This window comes from Staphylococcus sp. FSL W8-0774, assembly GCF_038006785.1.
GTDB lineage: Bacteria > Bacillota > Bacilli > Staphylococcales > Staphylococcaceae > Staphylococcus > Staphylococcus pasteuri.
Genome location: NZ_JBBOVW010000001.1, coordinates 556,799 through 578,682, shown reverse-complemented (window position 1 = coordinate 578,682; position 21,884 = coordinate 556,799). Strand labels below are relative to the sequence as shown.

Annotated in this window: 21 protein-coding genes; 10 read left to right on the top strand and 11 right to left on the bottom strand. The window is 29.9% G+C overall.

The genetic code is table 11. The features are described 5' to 3' along the window. Nucleotides 1–90: 90 nt before the first annotated feature. Nucleotides 91–1,140, bottom strand: a complete 1,050-nt coding sequence (gene fni / locus NSQ15_RS02590; protein ID WP_117238898.1) for a type 2 isopentenyl-diphosphate Delta-isomerase — start codon at nt 1,138–1,140, stop codon at nt 91–93. 46 nt (nt 1,141–1,186) lie between these two features. Next, nucleotides 1,187–2,134 carry a magnesium/cobalt transporter CorA gene (corA, locus tag NSQ15_RS02585; protein WP_126568236.1) on the bottom strand — a complete coding sequence of 316 codons (948 nt, stop codon included), beginning with the start codon at nt 2,132–2,134 and terminating at the stop codon, nt 1,187–1,189. A 117-nt stretch (nt 2,135–2,251) separates the two neighbouring features. On the opposite strand from corA, the gene NSQ15_RS02580 reads away from it, so the two are divergent. Continuing rightward, a complete protein-coding gene (locus tag NSQ15_RS02580) occupies nt 2,252–2,734 on the top strand; it encodes a thioesterase family protein (protein WP_017636502.1) in 483 nt (160 codons plus the stop codon). Then, the gene (locus NSQ15_RS02575) at nt 2,734–3,132 is read left to right on the top strand and encodes a hypothetical protein (RefSeq protein ID WP_046467101.1); all 399 of its coding nucleotides are present in this window, start codon (nt 2,734–2,736) and stop codon (nt 3,130–3,132) included. Before NSQ15_RS02580 ends, NSQ15_RS02575 begins: the two co-directional genes overlap by 1 nt. A 61-nt stretch (nt 3,133–3,193) precedes the next feature. Here the strand turns inward: NSQ15_RS02575 and NSQ15_RS02570 are convergent, their stop codons facing one another. Then, nucleotides 3,194–4,093, bottom strand: coding sequence for an alpha/beta hydrolase fold domain-containing protein (locus tag NSQ15_RS02570; protein WP_017636504.1), 900 nt, complete (start codon nt 4,091–4,093; stop codon nt 3,194–3,196). Between the two features lie 229 nt (nt 4,094–4,322). Between NSQ15_RS02570 and NSQ15_RS02565 the strand changes: the two genes are divergently transcribed. Next, nucleotides 4,323–4,961 (top strand): hypothetical protein, encoded by a 639-nt coding sequence (locus tag NSQ15_RS02565; protein WP_017636505.1) that lies wholly within the window; start codon nt 4,323–4,325, stop codon nt 4,959–4,961. 461 nt (nt 4,962–5,422) lie between these two features. Here NSQ15_RS02565 and NSQ15_RS02560 read toward each other — a convergent pair whose 3' ends face one another. Together NSQ15_RS02560 and NSQ15_RS02555 are read right to left on the bottom strand one after the other, a co-directional pair. Beyond that, nucleotides 5,423–7,411: a DHA2 family efflux MFS transporter permease subunit gene (locus NSQ15_RS02560; protein ID WP_117238790.1), complete on the bottom strand. Its 1,989-nt coding sequence runs from the start codon at nt 7,409–7,411 to the stop codon at nt 5,423–5,425. A 12-nt stretch (nt 7,412–7,423) separates the two neighbouring features. Continuing rightward, complete coding sequence (locus tag NSQ15_RS02555; RefSeq protein WP_017636507.1) at nt 7,424–8,071, bottom strand: HlyD family efflux transporter periplasmic adaptor subunit; 648 nt, start codon at nt 8,069–8,071, stop codon at nt 7,424–7,426. 118 nt (nt 8,072–8,189) lie between these two features. On the opposite strand from NSQ15_RS02555, the gene NSQ15_RS02550 reads away from it, so the two are divergent. Beyond that, entirely contained in the window at nt 8,190–8,741 is a 552-nt protein-coding gene (locus tag NSQ15_RS02550; protein WP_029055793.1) for a TetR/AcrR family transcriptional regulator, read from the top strand. A 58-nt stretch (nt 8,742–8,799) separates the two neighbouring features. Here the strand turns inward: NSQ15_RS02550 and NSQ15_RS02545 are convergent, their stop codons facing one another. The 3 genes from NSQ15_RS02545 to NSQ15_RS02535 form a co-directional block, all read right to left on the bottom strand. Continuing rightward, nucleotides 8,800–10,002 (bottom strand): multidrug effflux MFS transporter, encoded by a 1,203-nt coding sequence (locus NSQ15_RS02545; protein WP_340746909.1) that lies wholly within the window; start codon nt 10,000–10,002, stop codon nt 8,800–8,802. A gap of 156 nt (nt 10,003–10,158) precedes the next feature. Next, nucleotides 10,159–11,571 carry a zinc ribbon domain-containing protein gene (locus NSQ15_RS02540; protein ID WP_017636510.1) on the bottom strand — a complete coding sequence of 471 codons (1,413 nt, stop codon included), beginning with the start codon at nt 11,569–11,571 and terminating at the stop codon, nt 10,159–10,161. A gap of 252 nt (nt 11,572–11,823) precedes the next feature. Continuing rightward, nucleotides 11,824–12,237 (bottom strand): MarR family winged helix-turn-helix transcriptional regulator, encoded by a 414-nt coding sequence (locus NSQ15_RS02535; RefSeq protein ID WP_340747183.1) that lies wholly within the window; start codon nt 12,235–12,237, stop codon nt 11,824–11,826. A 227-nt stretch (nt 12,238–12,464) separates the two neighbouring features. Between NSQ15_RS02535 and NSQ15_RS02530 the strand changes: the two genes are divergently transcribed. After that, a complete protein-coding gene (locus NSQ15_RS02530; protein WP_117238787.1) occupies nt 12,465–13,427 on the top strand; it encodes a YdcF family protein in 963 nt (320 codons plus the stop codon). Between the two features lie 50 nt (nt 13,428–13,477). Here NSQ15_RS02530 and NSQ15_RS02525 read toward each other — a convergent pair whose 3' ends face one another. Together NSQ15_RS02525 and NSQ15_RS02520 are read right to left on the bottom strand one after the other, a co-directional pair. Further along, nucleotides 13,478–14,143: an ABC transporter ATP-binding protein gene (locus NSQ15_RS02525; RefSeq protein WP_017636512.1), complete on the bottom strand. Its 666-nt coding sequence runs from the start codon at nt 14,141–14,143 to the stop codon at nt 13,478–13,480. Further along, entirely contained in the window at nt 14,143–15,201 is a 1,059-nt protein-coding gene (locus NSQ15_RS02520) for an ABC transporter permease (RefSeq protein ID WP_117238786.1), read from the bottom strand. Before NSQ15_RS02520 ends, NSQ15_RS02525 begins: the two co-directional genes overlap by 1 nt. Before the next feature lie 136 nt (nt 15,202–15,337). Here NSQ15_RS02520 and NSQ15_RS02515 point away from each other — a divergent pair, with 136 nt between their 5' ends. From NSQ15_RS02515 to NSQ15_RS02500, 4 genes are all read left to right on the top strand, one after another. Next, nucleotides 15,338–16,012 carry a response regulator transcription factor gene (locus NSQ15_RS02515; RefSeq protein WP_108000680.1) on the top strand — a complete coding sequence of 225 codons (675 nt, stop codon included), beginning with the start codon at nt 15,338–15,340 and terminating at the stop codon, nt 16,010–16,012. Beyond that, nucleotides 16,005–17,372, top strand: a complete 1,368-nt coding sequence (locus NSQ15_RS02510) for a sensor histidine kinase (RefSeq protein WP_340746908.1) — start codon at nt 16,005–16,007, stop codon at nt 17,370–17,372. Before NSQ15_RS02515 ends, NSQ15_RS02510 begins: the two co-directional genes overlap by 8 nt. Before the next feature lie 135 nt (nt 17,373–17,507). Further along, nucleotides 17,508–17,957: a LytTR family DNA-binding domain-containing protein gene (locus tag NSQ15_RS02505; protein WP_232159957.1), complete on the top strand. Its 450-nt coding sequence runs from the start codon at nt 17,508–17,510 to the stop codon at nt 17,955–17,957. Beyond that, nucleotides 17,954–18,415 (top strand): DUF3021 domain-containing protein, encoded by a 462-nt coding sequence (locus NSQ15_RS02500; protein ID WP_126568256.1) that lies wholly within the window; start codon nt 17,954–17,956, stop codon nt 18,413–18,415. Before NSQ15_RS02505 ends, NSQ15_RS02500 begins: the two co-directional genes overlap by 4 nt. A 395-nt stretch (nt 18,416–18,810) precedes the next feature. On the opposite strand, the gene mqo is transcribed toward NSQ15_RS02500, so the two are convergent. Then, nucleotides 18,811–20,289 carry a malate dehydrogenase (quinone) gene (gene mqo, locus NSQ15_RS02495; protein WP_340746907.1) on the bottom strand — a complete coding sequence of 493 codons (1,479 nt, stop codon included), beginning with the start codon at nt 20,287–20,289 and terminating at the stop codon, nt 18,811–18,813. Nucleotides 20,290–20,693: 404 nt separating this feature from the next. On the opposite strand from mqo, the gene NSQ15_RS02490 reads away from it, so the two are divergent. After that, entirely contained in the window at nt 20,694–21,839 is a 1,146-nt protein-coding gene (locus NSQ15_RS02490) for a glycosyltransferase family 4 protein (protein WP_154835253.1), read from the top strand. Nucleotides 21,840–21,884: the final 45 nt, after the last annotated feature.

Here is a 21,884-nt window from a genome sequence, read left to right as displayed (position 1 = left end):
AAGACATAAAGTGTTTTTGCTTATGTCCTGACAGTTTCTCATGTGTACTGTTTTATTTTGAATTTATTTTGGCAACTATAGTTAGGCCAATTATCCTCTATGAATATCTAAACCTCTTTGGTCTATCCACGATAATAAATCTTGGCTAAATATCATATCTTTATGAGTTAATTCATCAATATTTTTAGCGTCTAACATAGTCATTATTTTCTTCATATGATCTAAAAATGACTCTACATATTCAATCGTTTGCGTAATACCTGATTGTTCAACTTGATTTAAAAATGGTCGTGACATTCCAACTGCTTTAGCACCTAATGCTAAGCATTTCACTGCGTCTAATGGTGTACGTAAACCACCACTTGCAAAGACATTAAGCTTATCTTGATAATCGGTACTTTCTAATAGAGATTCAACTGTTGATTGTCCCCAATTTGATAAATAATCCATATCTTTATTTGAACGTCTCTCATTTTCAATATCAACAAAGTTTGTACCACCACGCCCGCTTACGTCAACATAAGCTACTCCAACGTTAAGCAGTGATTTGTACGTTTCTTTACTCATACCAAATCCTACTTCTTTTACAATCACTGGAACATCAACTGCTTTAACAATAGCTTCGATATTTTCCATCCAATTGGCAAATTCACGATTACCTTCTGGCATAACTAGTTCTTGTGGTGAATTAACATGTATTTGTAATGCTTGCGCATCTAATAATTCAACGGCTTTTACGGCTTTATCTACAGGCACATCAGCACCCACATTACTGAATATAATACCATCTGGATTAGTTTCTCTTACAATAGTGAATGACTCCGCCATTTTGGGATTTCGTAAAGCAGCATGTGTTGAACCAACCGCCATTGCTAATCCTGTTTCTCTTGCAACAATCGCAAGTTTTTCATTAATTTGTTTCGTCCATTCACTACCACCCGTCATTGCATTGATATAAACAGGATACTTTAAGTCAAAATGTGATGTACGCGTAGTTAAATCAACATCATCTACATCTATATTAGGAATTGAATGGTGTACAAACCTTACTTTGTCAAAATCTGACAATGCAGCATCTTGTTGTGCCATCGCGATTTCAACATGTTCATTTTTTCTCTGTTCTCTTTGAAAATCACTCATTGCTATACCGCCCTTTCCAACTCATTCTTATTTTAAAATGCACAATTTAAAACCATTTCTTTTTTTTGAAAAAAATTATTAACACAATAGTGATGATTAACATAATAATTAAGCAAACAAAATAGCTATAATGCCATTTAAGTTCAGGCATATATTCAAAGTTCATTCCGTATATACCTGCAATAAAGGTAAGTGGAGAAAATATAACTGAAACTAATGTTAAAATTTGCATAATATTATTCATTCTAAATGATGTATAAGATTCATAGTTTTCTCTAATTTCATTCGTCATTTCTTGAGAAGTCTTAATGACGTTACTTTGTTTAATTAAGTGGTCATCTATATGTTGTATATACATTGAATGCTTATTATCTTTAATTAAATTACCTTCAGTTTTAATCGTATCAACTAACTCTTGCATTGGAAATAAAACACGTTTGATTTTAATTAAGTCAGAACGTAATTTAAATACGTTGTCCATTACATCTTTACTAAAGCGATCATCAACATGTCTATCCTCAAATGTATATACCTTATCTTCAATATCGTAAACAAAATTAAAGTATTTATCTACCATACTATCTAATATAAGAATAACAATATCTGCACAATCTAGTTCTGGATCATGGTGTTGTTCATTTACTTTAGCCACTCTTTTAAGCGATTCAAAACTTTGATGATGGTATGTGACTAATAATTTATCCCCTAAAAATACATTTAACGCTATTGCAGAATAATTGCGTACTAATATACTATGAAGAACTAAATATTGATAATCATCATACGATTTATATTTTGCTCGAGGAATACCATTAATGGCATCATCTATTTCTAAATCATTAAAGTTAAAATGATTTCTTAAAAATTCATTTTCTTGTGGTGTTGCGTCCTCAAAATCGTACCAAACAATTGTTGCTTCACTAGGAATATCTTCAATTCGACTCACCTTTTTTAAAGGTTCGGTAGATGTTTGGTATCGAACAGTCATTGTCATCTCCATTTACCCCCTGTTAAGCAGTTCTTCATTATTTTATCATGAATTGAATTACGTGTATGTCTTAATTTAATTTAGTAAAATAATTAGCAAGCACACAAAAAAGGAGTAGTTGTCATGTCTCAAACATTTAAGGTAAGTAAAACGGTGACTGAAGATTTTATCGATCATAATAATCATATGCATGATGCATATTATAATATCATTTTTAGTGATGTGATTGATGATTTTAATTATAGTCATGGTTTATCATTAGAAGAACGTGAACAATATAAATACACTACATTTACAATTGAAGAACACACTACATTTTTATCTGAATTAACATTAAATGAGCATTATGATGTTGAGTTATATATTTATGATTATGATTACAAACGTGTTCACTTTTTCTTAAGAATGGTCCGTAATGATGGTAATGTTGCAGCTACAAATGAAGTAATGATGATGGGCATTGATCAAAAACAACGACGCTCAGCTGCCTTTCCAGAAGACTATTACAAACAAATGCAACACTATGCTGACCAACAACAGCAAACAATTGAATGGCCAGACCAATTAGGCCATCGAATTGGTATCCCTCACAAGGAGGATAAATAATGAACGATTCTATTCGCTATACAGTACAAAGTGAATTATTAGATTTATTCGATGATGTTAAATATGCGCTTAGTGACTTAAACGAACAAAAAGCTTTAACGATAAATGGTCCAGGTTCAAAATTATTTAAACGTGCAACACGAATGAGTTACACTCAAGGTCAAAAACAAGCTATTGATGAAATAAATCAACTTCTTGAAAAATATGATGATGACAATCAATTTCTCGAACACTATAATCAACTTGCGAATCGTGTACGAAATGATAATATTGAAAAAGTCTTTTCATTTAGTAATTTAACCGACATACCAAGTCATTTTGAGGACACAATTGCTGACTTATATTTTTCAAAAGGACAAAACTTTATTATTAAACATATTAATTCTATTATGGAATAATATAAAAAGGACGTTTAGCTAAATATCAACTGCTAAACGCCCTTTTCTTTATTTATACATGCTATTTATTTAAAGCTTTGGTAATTTGTTTAACAACTTTATGTGATTCACGAATCGGATAAAGTGGAAAATCATGAACCATTCTTGGATATTCATAAAATTCAATATCTTGTCCAACTGATTCCAATGTATCCTTAAATAAATGCATATCTGGATTAATAATTTCTCTACCTCCACCAAACATAAACACTGGTGGTAATCCTTCAATCTTGCCATATATTGGTGATACACGTGAATTGGTAAGTGGCAATTCATCTGCCCAACGTTTCATAATTTCATTCACACCAAATCTGCTCACTAATATATCTTTGTCTAATAGGTCATCAGTTATATCTTTGTTTGATAATGTCGCATCTAATAATGGTGAAATTAAATATAATTGACGTGGTACTTGTTCATTTTGTTCGATCAAGCTTTGCACTAAGTTTAATGCTAATCCACCACCAGAGCCATCTCCCATGACAATAATATGTTCTGCACCCACTTCAGATACTAATTGATCATAAACATCTTTAACAGCTTTTTGTGTATCATTGATATGATAATCAGGTGCTTTAGGATAAATAGGAAATACAACTTCATGTAACGTTGATAATGTCAATTTATCTAAGAATCTCCAATGAAATGGTGATGGTTGTAATGTATTATATCCACCATGAATATACAAAATTTTTCTTTTGGATTCATGTCTAAAATTAAATCTAAAAACTTGCATATCTCCTAGCATAAGTTTATCTAGATTGGCTTTCACATTCAGTGTAGATGGTTGCTTATGTTTTTTCTCATTTTCAATTTGTCTTTTTTCGAAAAATTTATCCACTGCTTCATCATTATCGAAAAATATTGAACGATTGTGTAGAATATATTTGTTTACTACTCTGTTCATTAAACGATTCTTCATAAATAACTAAACCTACCTCTTATCAATTTTTAAAATTAAAAAACAATTTGATTAAAAACCTACATTCGCAACATAAAAAGGGATATAATTTAAAGTATATTTTAATTTAGTCATGAATTTCATTTTATAAATTGTCTAATTTTTTACTGTCTTTGAATAATCATTATTATAACAAAATCAGACTAGAAATGATAAAGAAAGATATGACTATTTCAAGGGAGGCACCTGCATGTCTAATCAACAAAGCAGATTGGAAAACTTTGACGATGCATTTCAAACGCAAGGTTTGCATCGAGGTAAACAATATGGCAAGAAAAAGCGTTCATGGGTAAGCATGATTATTCAATTAATTGTGCTTGTGTTGACTGCAATTACAGGTTATAGCATGTATAAACAACCCATATTCAATATTGTATTTGCCAAACAAACTATTGATTTTCATCAACTTAAAAATTTCCAAGATACTGTTACACAAATTGGAAATATTAATATCAATTTAGGTAATATTGATCAATTACAACAATCAATTGACCGATTATTGATTGTCTTTTACGCCTTTTTCGCATTATGTATTCTTAGTTTAATTTTATCGATTTTAACAATTATTTTTAATCGTAGTGCTTTAAAGGTTGTAAATATGTTGTTTCTTGCCATTATGCTAGTGATAACAATGTACTTTAGCTATATTATTCATACATTAGCTGAGAAAATTTCTGATTCACTTAAACAATATTACTTAACTGTCTCACCAGATCAGGTAGTGGTAGAAGCCGATGCTATTCACAACGCGCTTATTTTATTAGCTTGTAGCATTGGATTACTAATTATTAGTCTATTCTTTAGAAACAGAAAAATCCGTATTAAATAATATATCTTTTAATAATTAAAAGCGTGTCGAAAGATGATCTTGATAAAGATGTCTTTCAACACGCTTTTTGTGTTTTATTTATTCTTTAGTGGCTCTAACTCATTTCATTCGTTCTTTTCGGTTCGCCTTAAACCATTCTGAACTTCGTTCATATATTGGCAGTAGATGTCTGTCTTGAACGTGCGTATTTCATACTTCCTTCAAGTCTAGCCATCCTTGCCGGGGTGGAACGACGATAAAGAACATCTTAGTCAAAACTAAGATGTAAGTACTACTAACCTAATAAAATTAGGAGTAGTACTTTACATTTCTGTTCTACTCCCATAAGTGGCTCTAACTCATTTCATTCGTAAGAGCCACTAAAAAAAGGGATCGATATCAAAATTGATACCGATCCCTTAAAAATCATGCCCCCACAACACAATTTTTTTAATTAAACTTTATTTAATGTCTATCAACAATTAATCTTCTGCTCTTGATTTTGCAGCTGATGCATCAGCTTTCTTCTTACTTTGTAAGAAGAAACTTAAAATAAGTGCTAATAAACTTATCATAGTTGCAATAACGAATGCATCGTTTATACCTTCAACAGAAGCCAATTTATTTATAAATTGTAATAATACTTTCATTGCACCTTGTTCTCCACCATATTGTTGAGCCAATTCACGCATATGATCTTGAACAACTGGATTTGTTTTATCTAATTCTGTGCCAAATGCGGCAACATGATTAGTTGTTTGTGTTGTCATTACTGTAACAAGAATCGCAGTACCAATAGAACCTGCTAATTGTCTCATAGTATTTACAAATGCATTACCATGAGAAATTAATCGACCTGGTAAAGCGTTCAAGCCTGCAGTCATGATAGGCATCATAATAAATGCCATACCAAATGAACGCAACACATAAATACCCATGATTGAGAAATATGGTGTGTCCATATTTAACTTAGTTAATTCCCAAGTTGCATAAGTCATTATAGCAATACCAAAAATAGCTAATGGTTTAATACCAATAGTATCTAATAACTTACCTGCAACAGGACCAAGTACACCCATTACTAATGCACCCGGAAGCATTAATAGGCCTGAATCTAACGCAGAGAATCCACGTAAATTCTGTAAGTAAATAGGTAATAAAATCATACCACCATATAAACTCATCATAACAATCATATTAATAACTGTTGTTAAAGTATATGTTGGGTATTTCAATACTGTTAAGTTTAACATTGGTGCTTTCATTCTTAATTCTCTAATAACGAATAAGATAATGAATATAACACCAATCACAAACATCGTAACGATTTCAGTTGAACCCCAACCTTTATTACCAGCTTCAGAGAAACCGTATAATAAAGCACCGAAACCAATAGTACTGTAAATAATTCCTGGTACATCGGCTTTAGGGTTTGTGGTTCTTTGATAAAGTCTAAACCAGAAATAACCTACTATGATAGCTACTAATCCTATAAAGAACATACCATAGAACATTATATTCCAATGATAATTTTGAACAATATAACCTGATAACGTTGGGCCAATAGCTGGAGCTAATATCATAGCCACACCCATAATACCCATTGCCGTACCACGTTTTTCTGGTGGGAAGATTGTAACAATAACGTTAGAACCTAAAGGCATTAAAATACCAGCACCAATAGCTTGTAATACACGTCCTACCATCATAATAGGGAAATTCATTGAAATAGCACAAATCAATGATCCTATAGTAAATAGTACAAGACCTATAAGAAATAACTTTCTATAAGAATATTTATTGAATAGAAAAGCACTTATCGGTATTAAAATACCATTTACTAACATAAATCCTGTCATTAACCATTGTCCAGTTGATGCAGAGATATTAAATTCAGTATTAATTTTAGGTAGCGCAACGTTTAATAGAGTTTGGTTTAAAATAGCAATAAACATCCCAAATAACATTGCTGCTAAAATTTTACCTCTAGTGATACCATTACCAAAGATAAAATCACTATGTTGTTTCTTGATTTTTTCATTAACTCTGCCCTCTTCTGAGTCAGGGTTAATTGGATTATGCACTTCTTCGTCTACATCTTCTGTTTCTTCTCTATCAATATTGTTACGAGAAGAATCGTCTGAACGACGTAGTTTCTCTTGGTCATGTGCATTGTTGTTGTCATTTTCAGATTCATTCATTGATTCGAAATGATGTTTTCTTTTATCGTCTTCTATATGATTTGAAGTTGAACCAAAATCATTAGGAGATGTTGTACGTGACTCAGATTGTTTGTCTAAATCACTTGCTTTAAATTTAGATTGATATGATTGACTCTCAGAACCTTTTGTTGAGCGTTGTTCCACTTTTTGGTTTTTAGACTTTTTCTTACTTTTAGAAATAAAGAAATTAATCAAACCAAGAAGTATGAGCGCGATTATAATATAAACAATAATGAAGGTCGCTGTCATTTAATGACCCCCTTAATTTTTATGAATTTTGACTTCAGCGTTCATACCTGGAACAACATTTTTAGATGGTTCAGAATCTAGAGAAATTTTAACTGGTACAACTTGTGATACTTTAGTGTAATTACCATCACTATTTGATGAAGGCATTAATGAGAAGCTATTTGCTGTAGCATCACCAATTTGTTCTACTTTACCACTTACAGTTGCTTTTTGACCGTCGATATCAATATCTACGTCATTTCCTTTTTCAATATCAGCAACATCTTTTTCATCAACGTTGGCAGTAACATATAAATCATCTAAATTATACGCATAAGCGATTGGGTTCCCAGCTTGAGCCATTGAACCTTCCATACCATCTGTTTTTACGATTGTGCCATCTTTAGGCATTTTGATGCTCATTTTTTTAGATTGACCATCTTGACCTTGTCCAACTACTTCAGCTACTTTGTCACCTTTTTTAAGTTTGTCACCTTGTTTTGCATCAAATGATTTGATTTCACCTGCAGTTGGGCTTGCTATTTTCATTTGATCGCCGTCTATTTTGGCGTTATCAGTACTAACATAGCTTGTTGCATTGTTCCAGAAGTAAAAGCCTAATACTCCAATAACAATTAATACTATGATAGTAATGATATTAATTAATACCATTTTCTTCATATATACTTCCTCCTATTTGCTTTTAAAATTCACTTTATCTATTATAGTTACATAGATATAAAAAAAACACCGACACTTTAAAAAAATGTGTCGGTTAAATGAACAAAGGTGAATACTAATGAAAAGAAAAGCAAAATATAAAATTATACAAAGTATGATTGATCTATTAGATGAGTACCCCTTTGAAGATATTACTATTAAAATGATATGTGCTTATAGTGGTGTTAATAGATCTACTTTTTATGATAATTATAAAGATAAATATGATTTACTAGAAAAAATCCAAAACTATCATCTCTCTAAATATACTAAATTACTTACAGCTTTATATAATAATTTTGAAAGTGTAAGAGTAGATACAAGCAAATTATATAAATTTTTCTTAATTGTAGCTAAATATATAAAACGAAAAGAATCGTTTTATCGTGCTATTTTCATTACTTATCCAAATAAAGGATTAGCGTTTGATTATTTTCAAGCTACAAAAAAAACATATGAACATGTTATTAATGATTATCCAAATTCAATTCGTAATAAGTCTTTATTTATCACTTACTCAATTGGTGGTGAAGTGGGTGTTATATTTTATTGGCTACGTAATGGCTGCCAAGAATCACCAGAAGAAATTGCTGAAAATTTACTAGCAAACACAGTTAAACTACAGCGATAATTATATTTGGTAAATGATGAAAAACAACCAAAGTGATTGTATTAATCACTTTGGTTGTTTAATTGTTACGATGTATTTTTGAATTAAGTAATTGTAATATAATTAAAATAATAGCCGTTGAACTAATAATCGTTACATAGGGCATTACATTATGCTCGCCCATAACATTAACCAATGAAGACATTACGCCACCTAATAGGAATTGTACTAATCCTAATAAACTAGATGCACTACCTCTACCTCGTGTACTTTCATCTATAGCAATTGAAAAACCTAAACTTGCCACTGCTGTTACAGGAGAAACTAATATAATAAATCCAATCACTAAAATCCAAAAACTCATATGATTTAACAAAGTAAAGATAACTAAAACTACACCAAATATTTGAATAAAGGTCACTATTTTTAATAAGCGTTGTCTATCCACATAGTCTACAAGAAAGCCTACTAACTGACTTGAAATAATTAATGTAATACCTATACCGGCAAACATAATACTGAATTGTAAAGCTGACATGTGATAGATTTTTTGAACTATAAATGGAGAAGCTGAAATATAGGTAAATAACATAATAAAAGAAAAACCTTGAATTGCCATCGGTAGTACAAACTTAGGTGTAAATAATAAATGCTTAAAGTTTTTAAACATTTCTCTAATACCATTACTATCTTTTTCATCTTCTTGTAAAGACTCTGGCACCTTCGTTAATGTACCAATAACCATTAATACACCAAATACAGTTAAAATAATAAATACCATTCTCCATACCGCAAAGCTTAGTATAACGCCACCAATAGCAGGCGCTATAACTGGTGCAACACCATTAACTAACATTAGTAAAGATAAAAATTTAGTTAATTCTTTACCTTTATACATATCACTAGCAATCGCTCTCGAAATAACAGATGCTGCCCCACCAGTAATTCCTTGTATAAAACGCAAAGCTATCATCACTTGTATATTCGTAACGAAGACAATACCTAAACTTGCAATAGTATAAATAAGCATTGATATCCATAACGGTTTCCTTCTACCAATAGAATCTGATATTGGTCCAGCAAATAAATTACCTAATGCTAAACCAATCATAAATAGAGATAATGTTAATTGAGCATTTGAAGTTGTTGTATGAAAGTCATTTTGTATATCTGGCAACCCAGGTAAAAACATATCTATAGATAATGCGCCTATTGCAGTAAGTGCTCCTAAGATGATTACAAATATAAGAGATTGTGATTTTGCTCGTTCTTTACTATTCATTTTTTGAAACCACCTTGTTTTTATTTTTAATAATAAAAGTTCTAATATTATATGATATAGAAATATTTAACATATGAGATTTTGATAATTAAAAAAATGAGACGTAGGACAATGTCCATAAATGTAAATGAACTTCATTGTACTACGTCTATTTCTCTAATCTGTTTCTTTAATTAAGTTAAAGTCATTCCCACTAGAAGCTTGCTCTAACTCATACTCATTATTAACATACTGACCATTTTCATCGATATGTTGTACAGTTGTTAATATTTTATCTCCACTTTTGCTAGCACTCAATACTTGTGGTGATTGTAATGATACAAGTTGTTGATTACTAATACTATTTTTCATTTTGTCATACATTGAAGAATTCTTTTTAAAATAACTTGATATTAAATCAAAGTTACTTTGATTTTTGGCTGAAGTTAAAGCCATAGAATAACCACTAAAGAATTGTGTGAGTTTGTTCTTCAAACTATTTTCTTCTTTTTCTTTTTTAGTCACATATTTACTTATTTCATCACTATCAAAATCTAAAGTAACTGACGTATTATCTTTTAAGTTAGACGCTTTAATTGTCTTAGTTTCAGATTCAAATGTTTTACCTTTCGCCTTACCTTGAGCTGAAATTGTTATATCTTTATTTTTAGGATAAGGACCGAATTCTTTAGAATTTGAATATGACATTGTACGATCATTAATGATTACTTTTTTCGATTTACTTGTCAGTTTCGTTGCACCTTTTAATTTGATATTTAAATGCGCTTCTTCAAAGTTTTCGTTAACATCTACAGTTTCACTATTACTATTCTTGAAATTAAAATCAAGTGTACCTGTGAATACGCCATTTTTTGTTTCTTTAGTTGCGTCTATGTGATAATTACCAGGAATAAAATAACCTAATGGTGTTGTTTTATTTGCATCTGCAATGACTGTTTTACGTTTACCACCTGATTTAAATTCATATTTAGTATCCACTTTAGGTTTAACGATAGGTTGTTTTGTAGGTGCATTAAAACTCATATTATCAAAAATAAAATATCGTCTTCCGTTTTTACTTACACGTAAAATATCTTGCCCATCTTTAGTTTGGATATACGATGCAACACTTGAATCGCTTTTGTTTAATTTATCAACCGTATTTCTAACATCTCTAACGAAATGCTTCATGCCCACTTCTTTTTTAATATATTTGATGTACGCAGCCGCTTCATCAGGATCGACCTTTTTGTCTTTCGTACCAAGTAAGGTTGCTACCTTTTGATTATCGTCGTTATCAATTGCATTCACTAAAATTTTAGCTTGAGCATTGGGTGAATTATAATTTCTTAGAAGGAAAAATAAAATAACTAATAGTATGATAATAAAAAATATAATTGCCACTGGCACAACTTTTCTGATTTTAATATTCGATGATTGATTAGTTGATTTGTTAGTTCTATCTTTTCGTTTAATATTGTTATTTTTACTACTTTTCTGATTTATTTCTTTTTTTAATGACTGGCCGCAATTATGACAAGTGTGCTCATCATTTTCAACAGAGACGCCACACTGAGGGCACTGTTTCATCGTATCACCTCTATTCACTTTCCAAACTTACTACCATTTATAAATAGTTATATCACTATATTTATATCAAGGGGTTTAATTACTTATGCATCATTTTTTAATATTTAAAATTTATAAATCTTTATTTTTACAGATATTTTCATTATATGACTAAATGAATAACAGTAACATACGTATTTAGTCTTATGTCCAATGTATATACAAATTATATTCCTAATTCTTCTATTGTGTATAGTCTTTATTTAATAATTTTTAAGATAGTTTAGAACTATAATTCGTCATTCTATGATTAATAATATCTAAAACATGTCTTACTTGTTCTAAATCTTCCGCAGAAAAATCATTTGTAAAATCATGAGCAATACTATTAATCAAAGCTTTACGCTCTTTTATATATGATTTTCCGTTATCAGATAACATAATAAATTTGAGTCTTTGATCTATATTAGCGTTAGGTTTTTCTAAAATAACTAAACCTGCATCTAGCAATTTACTAATTCTTCTACTCACTGCCGCTTTATTAACGCCTTGCTTCTCCGTAATTTGACTAATAGTCATAGATTCGTTACTAAGCATCGTTAACACATTAGATTGTTCTAAAGAAATGCCATATTCATTTTGCAAATCTTTCAATAATTTAGCCGTTAAAGTATTTACATTATTGATAAATGTTTATAAAAATGCAATATGATCTTCTAATTGTCTAGTCATATGTATCTCCTCAAATACGCGTAGATTTATATAAAATATTTATTTTTCATCTTATAAATGATATCAAGAAAAATTATAAAATGAAACCTTAAAAACAGTTTTAACTCAATATCTTTTAAGTTGCTTATTTAACTCTTATCAACTACATTTATATATACATATAAGATAGAGGTGGCCCTTTCATGATTCCATTGCTTTTCACTTTATTAATTTTAATAATATTGTTTTCTTTATTTTTCAACCAATTTATAACTTTAAGTATAACTGGATTTATTTCTACTATTATATTAGGTTTTATAACTCTAATTTACCATCTGATTAGTTATTCAATACCTTATGAACTAATAGCAATAATAATAATGATATTTATGTATATCATATTAAAGCATGCCTCTATCTTTCGTAATAAACAAGGGCGTCGTTTTATTAAGCAAATGACTTTAAGTGGAGTTCGGTTAATCCTATTTATAATTGCTTGTTTCTACATTAGTACTTGTCCTATTCCAATATTGAATGGCATTACACTATGGCTTAGTTTCATTGGTTTGTCTACTTTATTCGCTTTCTTTTGTTATGTCTTTTGGTCTTCTGCATATGGTTCAACTCATTTTCAAAAACCAATCGATTTAATCATTATTTTAGGGGCAGGTATTTTTACTGAAGAAGTTACACCTATGCTTAAAGAGCGTTTAGATCGAGCATATGATATTTACCGACAGTTCCATAATTCTCCTATGATTTTAGTTTCTGGTGGTCAAGGTCCAGATGAACCTATTACTGAAGCTTTAGCTATGCAACGCTATTTAATTCATCGCGGTGTCCCAAAAGAACATATATTATTGGAACAACAATCAACAAATACAAATACTAACTTTATATATTCGAAAGAAATAATTAGAAAACATTTCAATATTAAACCCAAAATACTATGTGTAACTAGTCAATTTCATATTTTAAGAGCACTTAAATTGGCTAAAAATCATGATATTCATGCCTATGGTATTGGCAGTCATACACCATACCATTTTTTCCATATTGCGTTAATCAGAGACTTTTTAGGTGTAATGTACCAGTATCGTCTTTTACTAACCATATACTTTGCACTAACCTTTTGGTTAAGTATTATCATTTTATGGATTAAATAAAAGAGACAGTGTACATTCTATACGAATGTATTACTGCCTCTATTTTTATATTAATTTTTAATTAGTCCATCTTCTAAGTAAATAACTTTATCTGCATATTCAAACAATCGCTGATCATGTGTCACCATAATCCCACACATTTGATTGTTTGAAATTTCTTTTTTAATCATTTTTACAACAGATAATGCTCTTTTAGCATCTAAACTTGCTGTGGGTTCATCAGCTAATAATACTTTAGGATTATTCATTAGCGCTCTCATAATAGCTACTCTTTGTTTTTCACCACCTGATAACATATGGGGGTAAGCATTCATTCTTTCATACAATCCTATATCACTTAATAATTTTTCTGCACGACGATATGCTATTTTTTTAGACATTCCTGCTTCACGTCCTACAATTATCAATTGATCAATGACGCTTAAATAAGGTACTAAGTGAGAAGATTGGAAGATAAAGCCTATCTCTGATAATCGACGTTCACTATTTTGTTTAGACGATGAAAATAAAGGTTGTTGTTCATAGTTTATATCCCCATCAGTAGGAGAAAGTAGACCTCCTAATATAGATAACAATGTTGATTTACCCGAACCTGATGCACCTGAAAGAATTACAAATTCACCAGGCTCTATTGTTAAATCGATACCCTTTAATACTTCTGTCTTAGTACTACCTTCTCCAAACGTTTTAATTAATTGTTTAACTTGCAATGTCACTATTCTCCACCTCCAATAGCATCTAATGGATCGATTTTAACGACTTTAATAAATGATAGTAATGAGCCTATGCATGCTACGAGAATGAAAATGACAATAACTAAAATGTAATTAGCGTAGGCTAAATGAAATGGCATTGTTACTGGTATTATGAACGAAACACTTATAATCATAGCGACTGATATTAAAACTGATAATAATGTAATCATTAAAATTTGTGAGGTTAAGGATTTAAGCAAGTGTCTTGTCTTTATACCAATCGCTTTTAAAATACCTATTTCTGATACTTTTTGGATTGTCATGACATAAAAGAAGGCACTAAGAACAATAGCAGAAATAACGAGTAAACTCACTATCATCATGTTTAGTGGTGCTTGTTCAGCTTTATAACTAGCAATATTATCTTTTAATTCATTTTCATCTGTAACTTGGATACCTGTAATATCCTTTAGCTGTTGTTGTTCATGCTTCGATAGTTTATTGAATGGATAAAATGTAGCATACTGTCCTTTAATATCACTGAATCCTTGTTGATTCATCATTACGATTGAACTATGTGAATACATCGCATCTTTAAGAAATCCTGTTACTTTATACGCTTTCTCTTGATTTTTAAATTGGACTTTATCTCCAATATTTATCCCCTTTCCTGTTAATTTTTCATTCACAACAATTTGATTATCGTTTTTCGGATAATGGCCCTTTGACAACTTAAACTTATGTTGTAATGAAGAATCGATTGCTAATACATCTTCATTATTTTCTCCTTTAACATTTAAAGTTTGTTGTTTCATTTTCAAGGGTTTAGTGTTAATGATATTTTCAACCTTAGATTGTTGTTTTTTCGTTAATTGAGATTTTTCAATTTGAGGTGCTTTCATATCTTGGATAATATAATGTTTTGATTTAAGCTGACTAAATAATGAAACATTTTCTCTGCCAAGCCCTTGTGCTAAACCACTAATAAATAACACCATCATACTTAATAAGACAATAATTAGCATAATCAATATATATCTTAGCTTATAAAATTTTATTTCATTCCATGCTAATTTCATTCATATTCACTCCTATTCGATATTTTCACTAGTTGTATATTAATTACTTTTTATGAACTGAATATGAACAATTTCATACATTGTTTTATAAATTTTGCTCATAGTATAATTAAGTAAAAAAGATAGGAGTGTGTATATGAATCGCTGTCTTATCGTCGATGATGATTTAAAAATATTAAATTATGTCTCGACACATTTAGAAAAAGAACACTTTCAAACTTATACTCAAATGAATGCTAAAGATGCACTTGAATGTTTAAATCGTAATCAAATAGATATTGCTATTGTCGATATTATGATGGAAGGTATGGACGGGTTTGAATTATGTCAAATTATCAAAGAAGATTTTGAGTTACCTGTCATTATGTTGACTGCAAGAGATGCACTAAGTGATAAAGAACGAGCATTTCTAAGTGGTACGGATGACTACTTAACGAAGCCATTTGAAGTCAAAGAACTCATATTTCGTATTAAAGCTGTTTTACGTAGATATGATATACATGCAGAAGAACAATTAGTAATAGGTGATTTAACACTCCAACAAGCGTATATGGAAGTTATAGTAAACGATAAAACGATGATGTTACCGAATAAGGAATTTCAACTTCTTTTTCTATTAGCCACTAATAAGAAGCAAATACTTACAAGAGAGCATCTTATTGAAAAAATATGGGGGTTTGATTATGAAGGTGATGAAAGAACAGTTGATGTCCATATTAAGCGTTTACGACAACGTTTAGCTCAATTACATTCTAATGTCACAATTAAAACAGTTCGTGGACAAGGATATAAGGTGGAAGTAAATGTTTAAATCTTTATATATTCGAATTGCTGTATATACAATCGTCGTCATTTTATTTAGTGCGTTTATCAGTTTTATTTTCACAAACATTTATTATCATTTTAATCTAAAACCCTCTAATGATGCGAAAATTATGAAGACATTAAAAGAAGCTAAGGAATTTGAAGATAAACAATCATTTGAACATATTAATACATATTTTAAACACTTGGGAGATATGAATTATCAAATTATGACTGTTGATCAACATGGTAACAAACACTTTTATGGCGCTCCTTTTAGAAAGGATAGCTTACCCAAACATGATATCCAAAAGGTTTTACACGGCGATACTTATCATGGGATAAAAGAGAAGCCTTTTAAACTTTTTATAACGGGTTTCTTTGATAATGAAACTGATAATACTGTAGGTCTTCAATTTAAAAATAATCATCAAGCTATTGCAGTATTTATGCGTCCTGATATAGAGGAAACATTTAGCGAATTCAGAATATTTTTAGCAGTGCTATTAGCATTATTGTTGATAATTTCAATCTCGTTAGTTATAGCTTCTACCTATTCTATAGTAAGACCTGTAAAACAATTGAAACGTGGTACAGAAAGATTAATGAATGGAGATTTTAACACGCCGATTAAACAAACACGAAAAGACGAAATCGGCACATTACAATATCGTTTTGACACAATGAGACAATCTTTAAAGCAAGTTGATGAAATGCGACAACACTTTGTACAGAATGTTTCTCACGAGATCAAAACGCCCCTAACTCATATTAAACAATTATTAGTGGATTTAGAACAAACCGATAATGAAAATAAACGACAAAATAAAATAGAAGAAATCAATCAAATTACAACTCAACTTAGTGATTTAACAAGAGAATTGTTATTATTATCGGAACTTGATAATGCACAACATCTTACATTTTCAGACAATATACAACTTAATATATTGATCAAAGACATTATTCGACATGAACATTTCGCACTAGATAATAAGTCATTAATGATAATGTCTAACTTGGAATCTATTTATTTCCTTGGAAATGAAAGACTATTACACCAAGCTATAAATAATCTTATTATCAACGCCATTAAGTATGCTTATCACGATTCAGTTATTAACATTGCATTAAGGCAAACATCACAACATATTTTAATTCAAGTTACTAATCATGGTGATGTTATAACCGAAACACAACAATCACGAATGTTTGAACGCTTTTATAAACTTAGCCATGATAACAATAGTAATGGCTTAGGTTTGGCAATTACAGAATCAATTATTAAACTTCATCACGGTAAAATTTACGTCTCAAGCACTCAACATGAAGGAACTACATTTACGATTCAATTACCTAACACTTAAATAGCCTATAATATACGATATGCGGTTAATATGATTATATTTTAACCGCATATCTTTATATAGCTACCACATATCTCAATTTAGAGGTATATATACTTAATTCATGATTAAATATGATGTATAGAGGAGGTTAACATTGTGCAATTAAAGTTATTTATCAGTCCTAAAGAAAAAGAGCGTTTTGTAGAGATTCATTCCCCTAGTATGGATAATGATATTAATCACATCATTGAAGCCGTCCAAAATATTGAAAAATTAACTGAAATCAATGGAAGACAAGAAGAAGATATTTATAATTTGAAAATAGAAAATATCACTACATTTCGTACTTTTAATAAACAAGTTATAGCTATTACAAAAGGCGAAATCTATTACATCAAATATAGACTTTATGAATTAGAGCAACATTTGCCAACATCATTTATTCGTATATCCAAGTCTGAAATCGTAAATCGCGATGCAATTATAAAACTTCAATTAGAACCTAATGGATTGATTCGCATTTATTTAAATAACTTAGATAATGATTTTACATACTCCTCTAGAAGATATTTAAAATCTATAAAGGAGAGATTATCATTATGAAAAATATTTATAAATCTCTATTCATTAGTTTAATGATTGGATTAAGTTTGTCTATTATATTTAGTTATCTTTATGCTGAGGGGAATTATCATCCATTATCACCAGTATCTACAATAGGCAAAATTTATTACCAACATTTAACAGAACCAATCATCATGCTTTTATCTATCCTCATTTGGATGCTAATAGGTTTATTATTCTCTATTAATAATTTGATATTTAGTGCAACTGATTGGGGTATTACAAAAGCTACTATTGTCCATTTTATTTGTAGCTATTTCCCTTTTACCATACTAGCTATTTTAGCCGGATGGTTCCCATTAAAATATGATAGTTTAGTTTTCTTCACATTCACCTTTATCATTATTTATATTATTATTTGGTTTGTTAGCTATATAAAAACTAAGAAAGAAATTTTAAAAATAAACCAACAACTTAAAAACTCGCATTCCAAATAAACAAGGATCTGGGACATAAAGTTCTTGGACAAATGAAAAAAGGTAATTTCTATTTTATTTTAATAGAAATTACCTTTTTATTACTTCTTTAATTTTTTAATATGAAATCACATATAAATACGTAGTATTTATGGCAAGACTCCTGAGGGAACAGTACTAGTTGAAGACCTTAGAAATTCTCACAAATTTATCTGTGTAGTATTTCTGGCTGAAACTGTACCATAGGAAGGGACCCAACACAGAGAAACTGATTAAATCAGTTTCTACAAGCAAAGCAAGTTGGGCATAGCGTAGCCATACAATACGAAGTATTGGCATAAAGAAAGTACTAAGATTATTAACATAAATCACCTTAGTGCTATTATTTTGGATTTATGTCCCAGCCTCTTTACTATTTATTTAACTTTCAAATATTTAACTATTTCTTTATTAACAGCATGATAAACATCTTCATGTTCAGTTAATTTTAATCCGAATGAAGGAACCATTTCTTTTATAGCAGATTCCCAACTGTCAAAGTCATCTTTATAACATTTTTGAAGTACATCGAACATAATATCTACAGCAGTAGATGCACCTGGTGATGCACCAAGTAAAGCAGCTAACGTACCGTCTTCTGATGTAATTACTTCAGTACCAAATTGTAAATTACCTTTTGAATCTTTAGTATCTTTAATCACTTGAACACGTTGTCCTGCAGTAATAACTTCCCAATCTTCATCTTTAGCATTTGGTAAGAATACACGTAAGTCATCTATTCTTTCCTCATTAGAAAGCATTAATTGTGATACTAAATATTTTGTTAAGTCAAATTCTTTAACACCTGCAGTTAACATCGTAACGATATTATTAGGTTTCACTGATTTAATTAAATCTAAATATGATCCAGTTTTTAAGAATTTTGGTGAGAAACCTGCAAATGGTCCAAATAGTAATGAACGTTCACCATTTACAAATCGTGTATCTAAATGCGGTACTGACATAGGTGGCGCACCCACCTCAGCTTTACCATAAACTTTTGCATGATGACGTTTAATAACATCCGGATTTTTACATCTTAAGAATAAGCCACTAACTGGGAAGCCACCGATATGTTTAGATTCTTTAATTCCAGTTTTTTGTAGTAATGGTAGGCTTGCACCTCCAGCACCAATAAATACGAAATCAGTTTCATAAGTTGTAACTTGATTATTAGCTAAGTTTTTAACCTCAACTAACCAAGTTCCATCATTTTGTTTAGTTACATCTAAAACTTCATGTTTATAATTAATATCTACATTTTTTTGTTGTAAATTACTAAATAACTTTTTAGTTAGAGCTCCAAAGTTAACATCTGTACCAGTTTCATCATAAGTGATAGCAATTGGTTCTTTGTCTGTTCTACCTTCCATCATGAGAGGTACCCATTCAGCAATTTTATTTTTATCTTCAGAAATTTCCATTTTACTAAATAAAACATTCTTTTGAAGACTTTCAACACGTCTTTTTAAGAAATCAACATTATTCGCACCTTTAACGAAGCTCATATGAGGTACTGTTTTAATAAAGTTTTCTGGATTTTCTAATTGTCCTGTTCTAACTAAATAAGCCCAAAACTGTTTAGAAATTTGAAACTGCTCGTTGATTTTAATCGCTTTAGTAATATCTACAGATCCATCTTTACCTTCTTTAGTATAATTCAACTCACATAATGCTGAATGCCCTGTACCAGCATTATTCCAAACATTTGAACTTTCTTCACCGGGTTGATTCAACTTTTCAAATATTTTAATTTCTTTATCAGGTGATAATTCTTTCAATAATGTTCCTAACGTTGCACTCATGATACCGCCACCGATTAAGATGACATCTGTTTTGCTATGTTGTGTACTCATAACAAATACAGTCCCCCTTTTTTAGTTGATTAATAAAACTATCAAATGACCTAGATTTATATTAAAGCGCTTTCTAAATAGGTAAAAAAATAAAATCAACGATTTCCATTAATTCTAAACAACTTTTATTTTAGATTTATAATTAATGTAATCTAGTCATAATTACTCAATACATTACCTAAAATATGACACTTAAAACATTTAATATTGTACCATATAATCAATACTTAAATGAAATAAACACCTATTTGAAAATGTCAATTTCTTAGTAACATCACACATAGATCAAAATGATATATCTCATTTATTGTTAATACTTATATTTTAACATATTCATTTAACTCATTTGTGAACTATGTCATGATATAATCAATATAAATTCATAAAAATTAAGAGGTGTTCAAATGAAGTCGTTCACATTTTTCATGCATAACATCTATGCAATAGGCGGAACGGTTAAATCTATTTCACAACTTGCTAATGCATTAGCTGAAAAAGGTCATCCAGTTACTATTATTTCTGTCTTCAGAGGTGCCGACAAACCCTATTTCAAATTGCATAAAGATATCAATATTAAAGTATTAATTGATTACCGTATGAAACCATCTAATATTAATGCTATTATTGCGAATCGTATTAAAAAATATACACCGTTCTTAAAACCTAAACAATTATCACAGTATGAACCTGGACTTAATCAATTTTCGAGTTATGTTGAGAAGAAAATGATAAAAGCTATTAAACATGTTTCTACGGATGTTCTCATAGGTACAAGAGCAAGTTTTAATATTTTAATCGCTAAATATCAAAATAAAAAAGTTACAACTATCGCTATGGAACATATGAATTTCAATGCACATGATACAAAGTATCAAAATCAAATCATTAATGCATATCGAGAAATCAATAAAGTCACAACTTTAACTTCAGCAGATCGCGATATTTATCAATCAAAACTAAAAACACCTGTTTATGTTATACCTAATATCATTGATAACAAGAGAATTGCTTCTCAAAAGAAAAATATTATTATTGCTGCAGGAAGATTAGAATATGAAAAAGGATTCGATCTTTTATTAGAAAGCATTAGATTAATTCAAGACGATTTGAGACATTTAAACTATGTATTGCACTTATATGGCGATGGACAAGAAAAAGATTCATTAATTCAATTTATAAATCAATATCATTTACAAGATATTGTCGAACTTTATCCATCAACACCTAAACTTGATCAAAAGCTTGCTCAAAGTAAAATTACTGTCGTTCCATCAAGAAATGAAGGCTTTGGTATGGTCTTACTTGAAGCGATGGCTCAAGATAACATTGTCATTAGCTTTGCTGGTAATACTGGCCCTGATTCTATTATTAAAAATGGTAAAAATGGTTATTTAGTAGAACATGATGATACATCTCAATTGGCTAAACGAATTGATTTAACGATGCATAATGATAGTGAACTCCAATATATCATCAATGAGGGTCGACATACGCTAGAAAATTATACTGCCGAAGCTGTTTATAAAGATTTCATGAAAATGTTCAGCTAAAGTACATTATTAATTAATATTAGCTTTAAAATTTTTAACAGTATA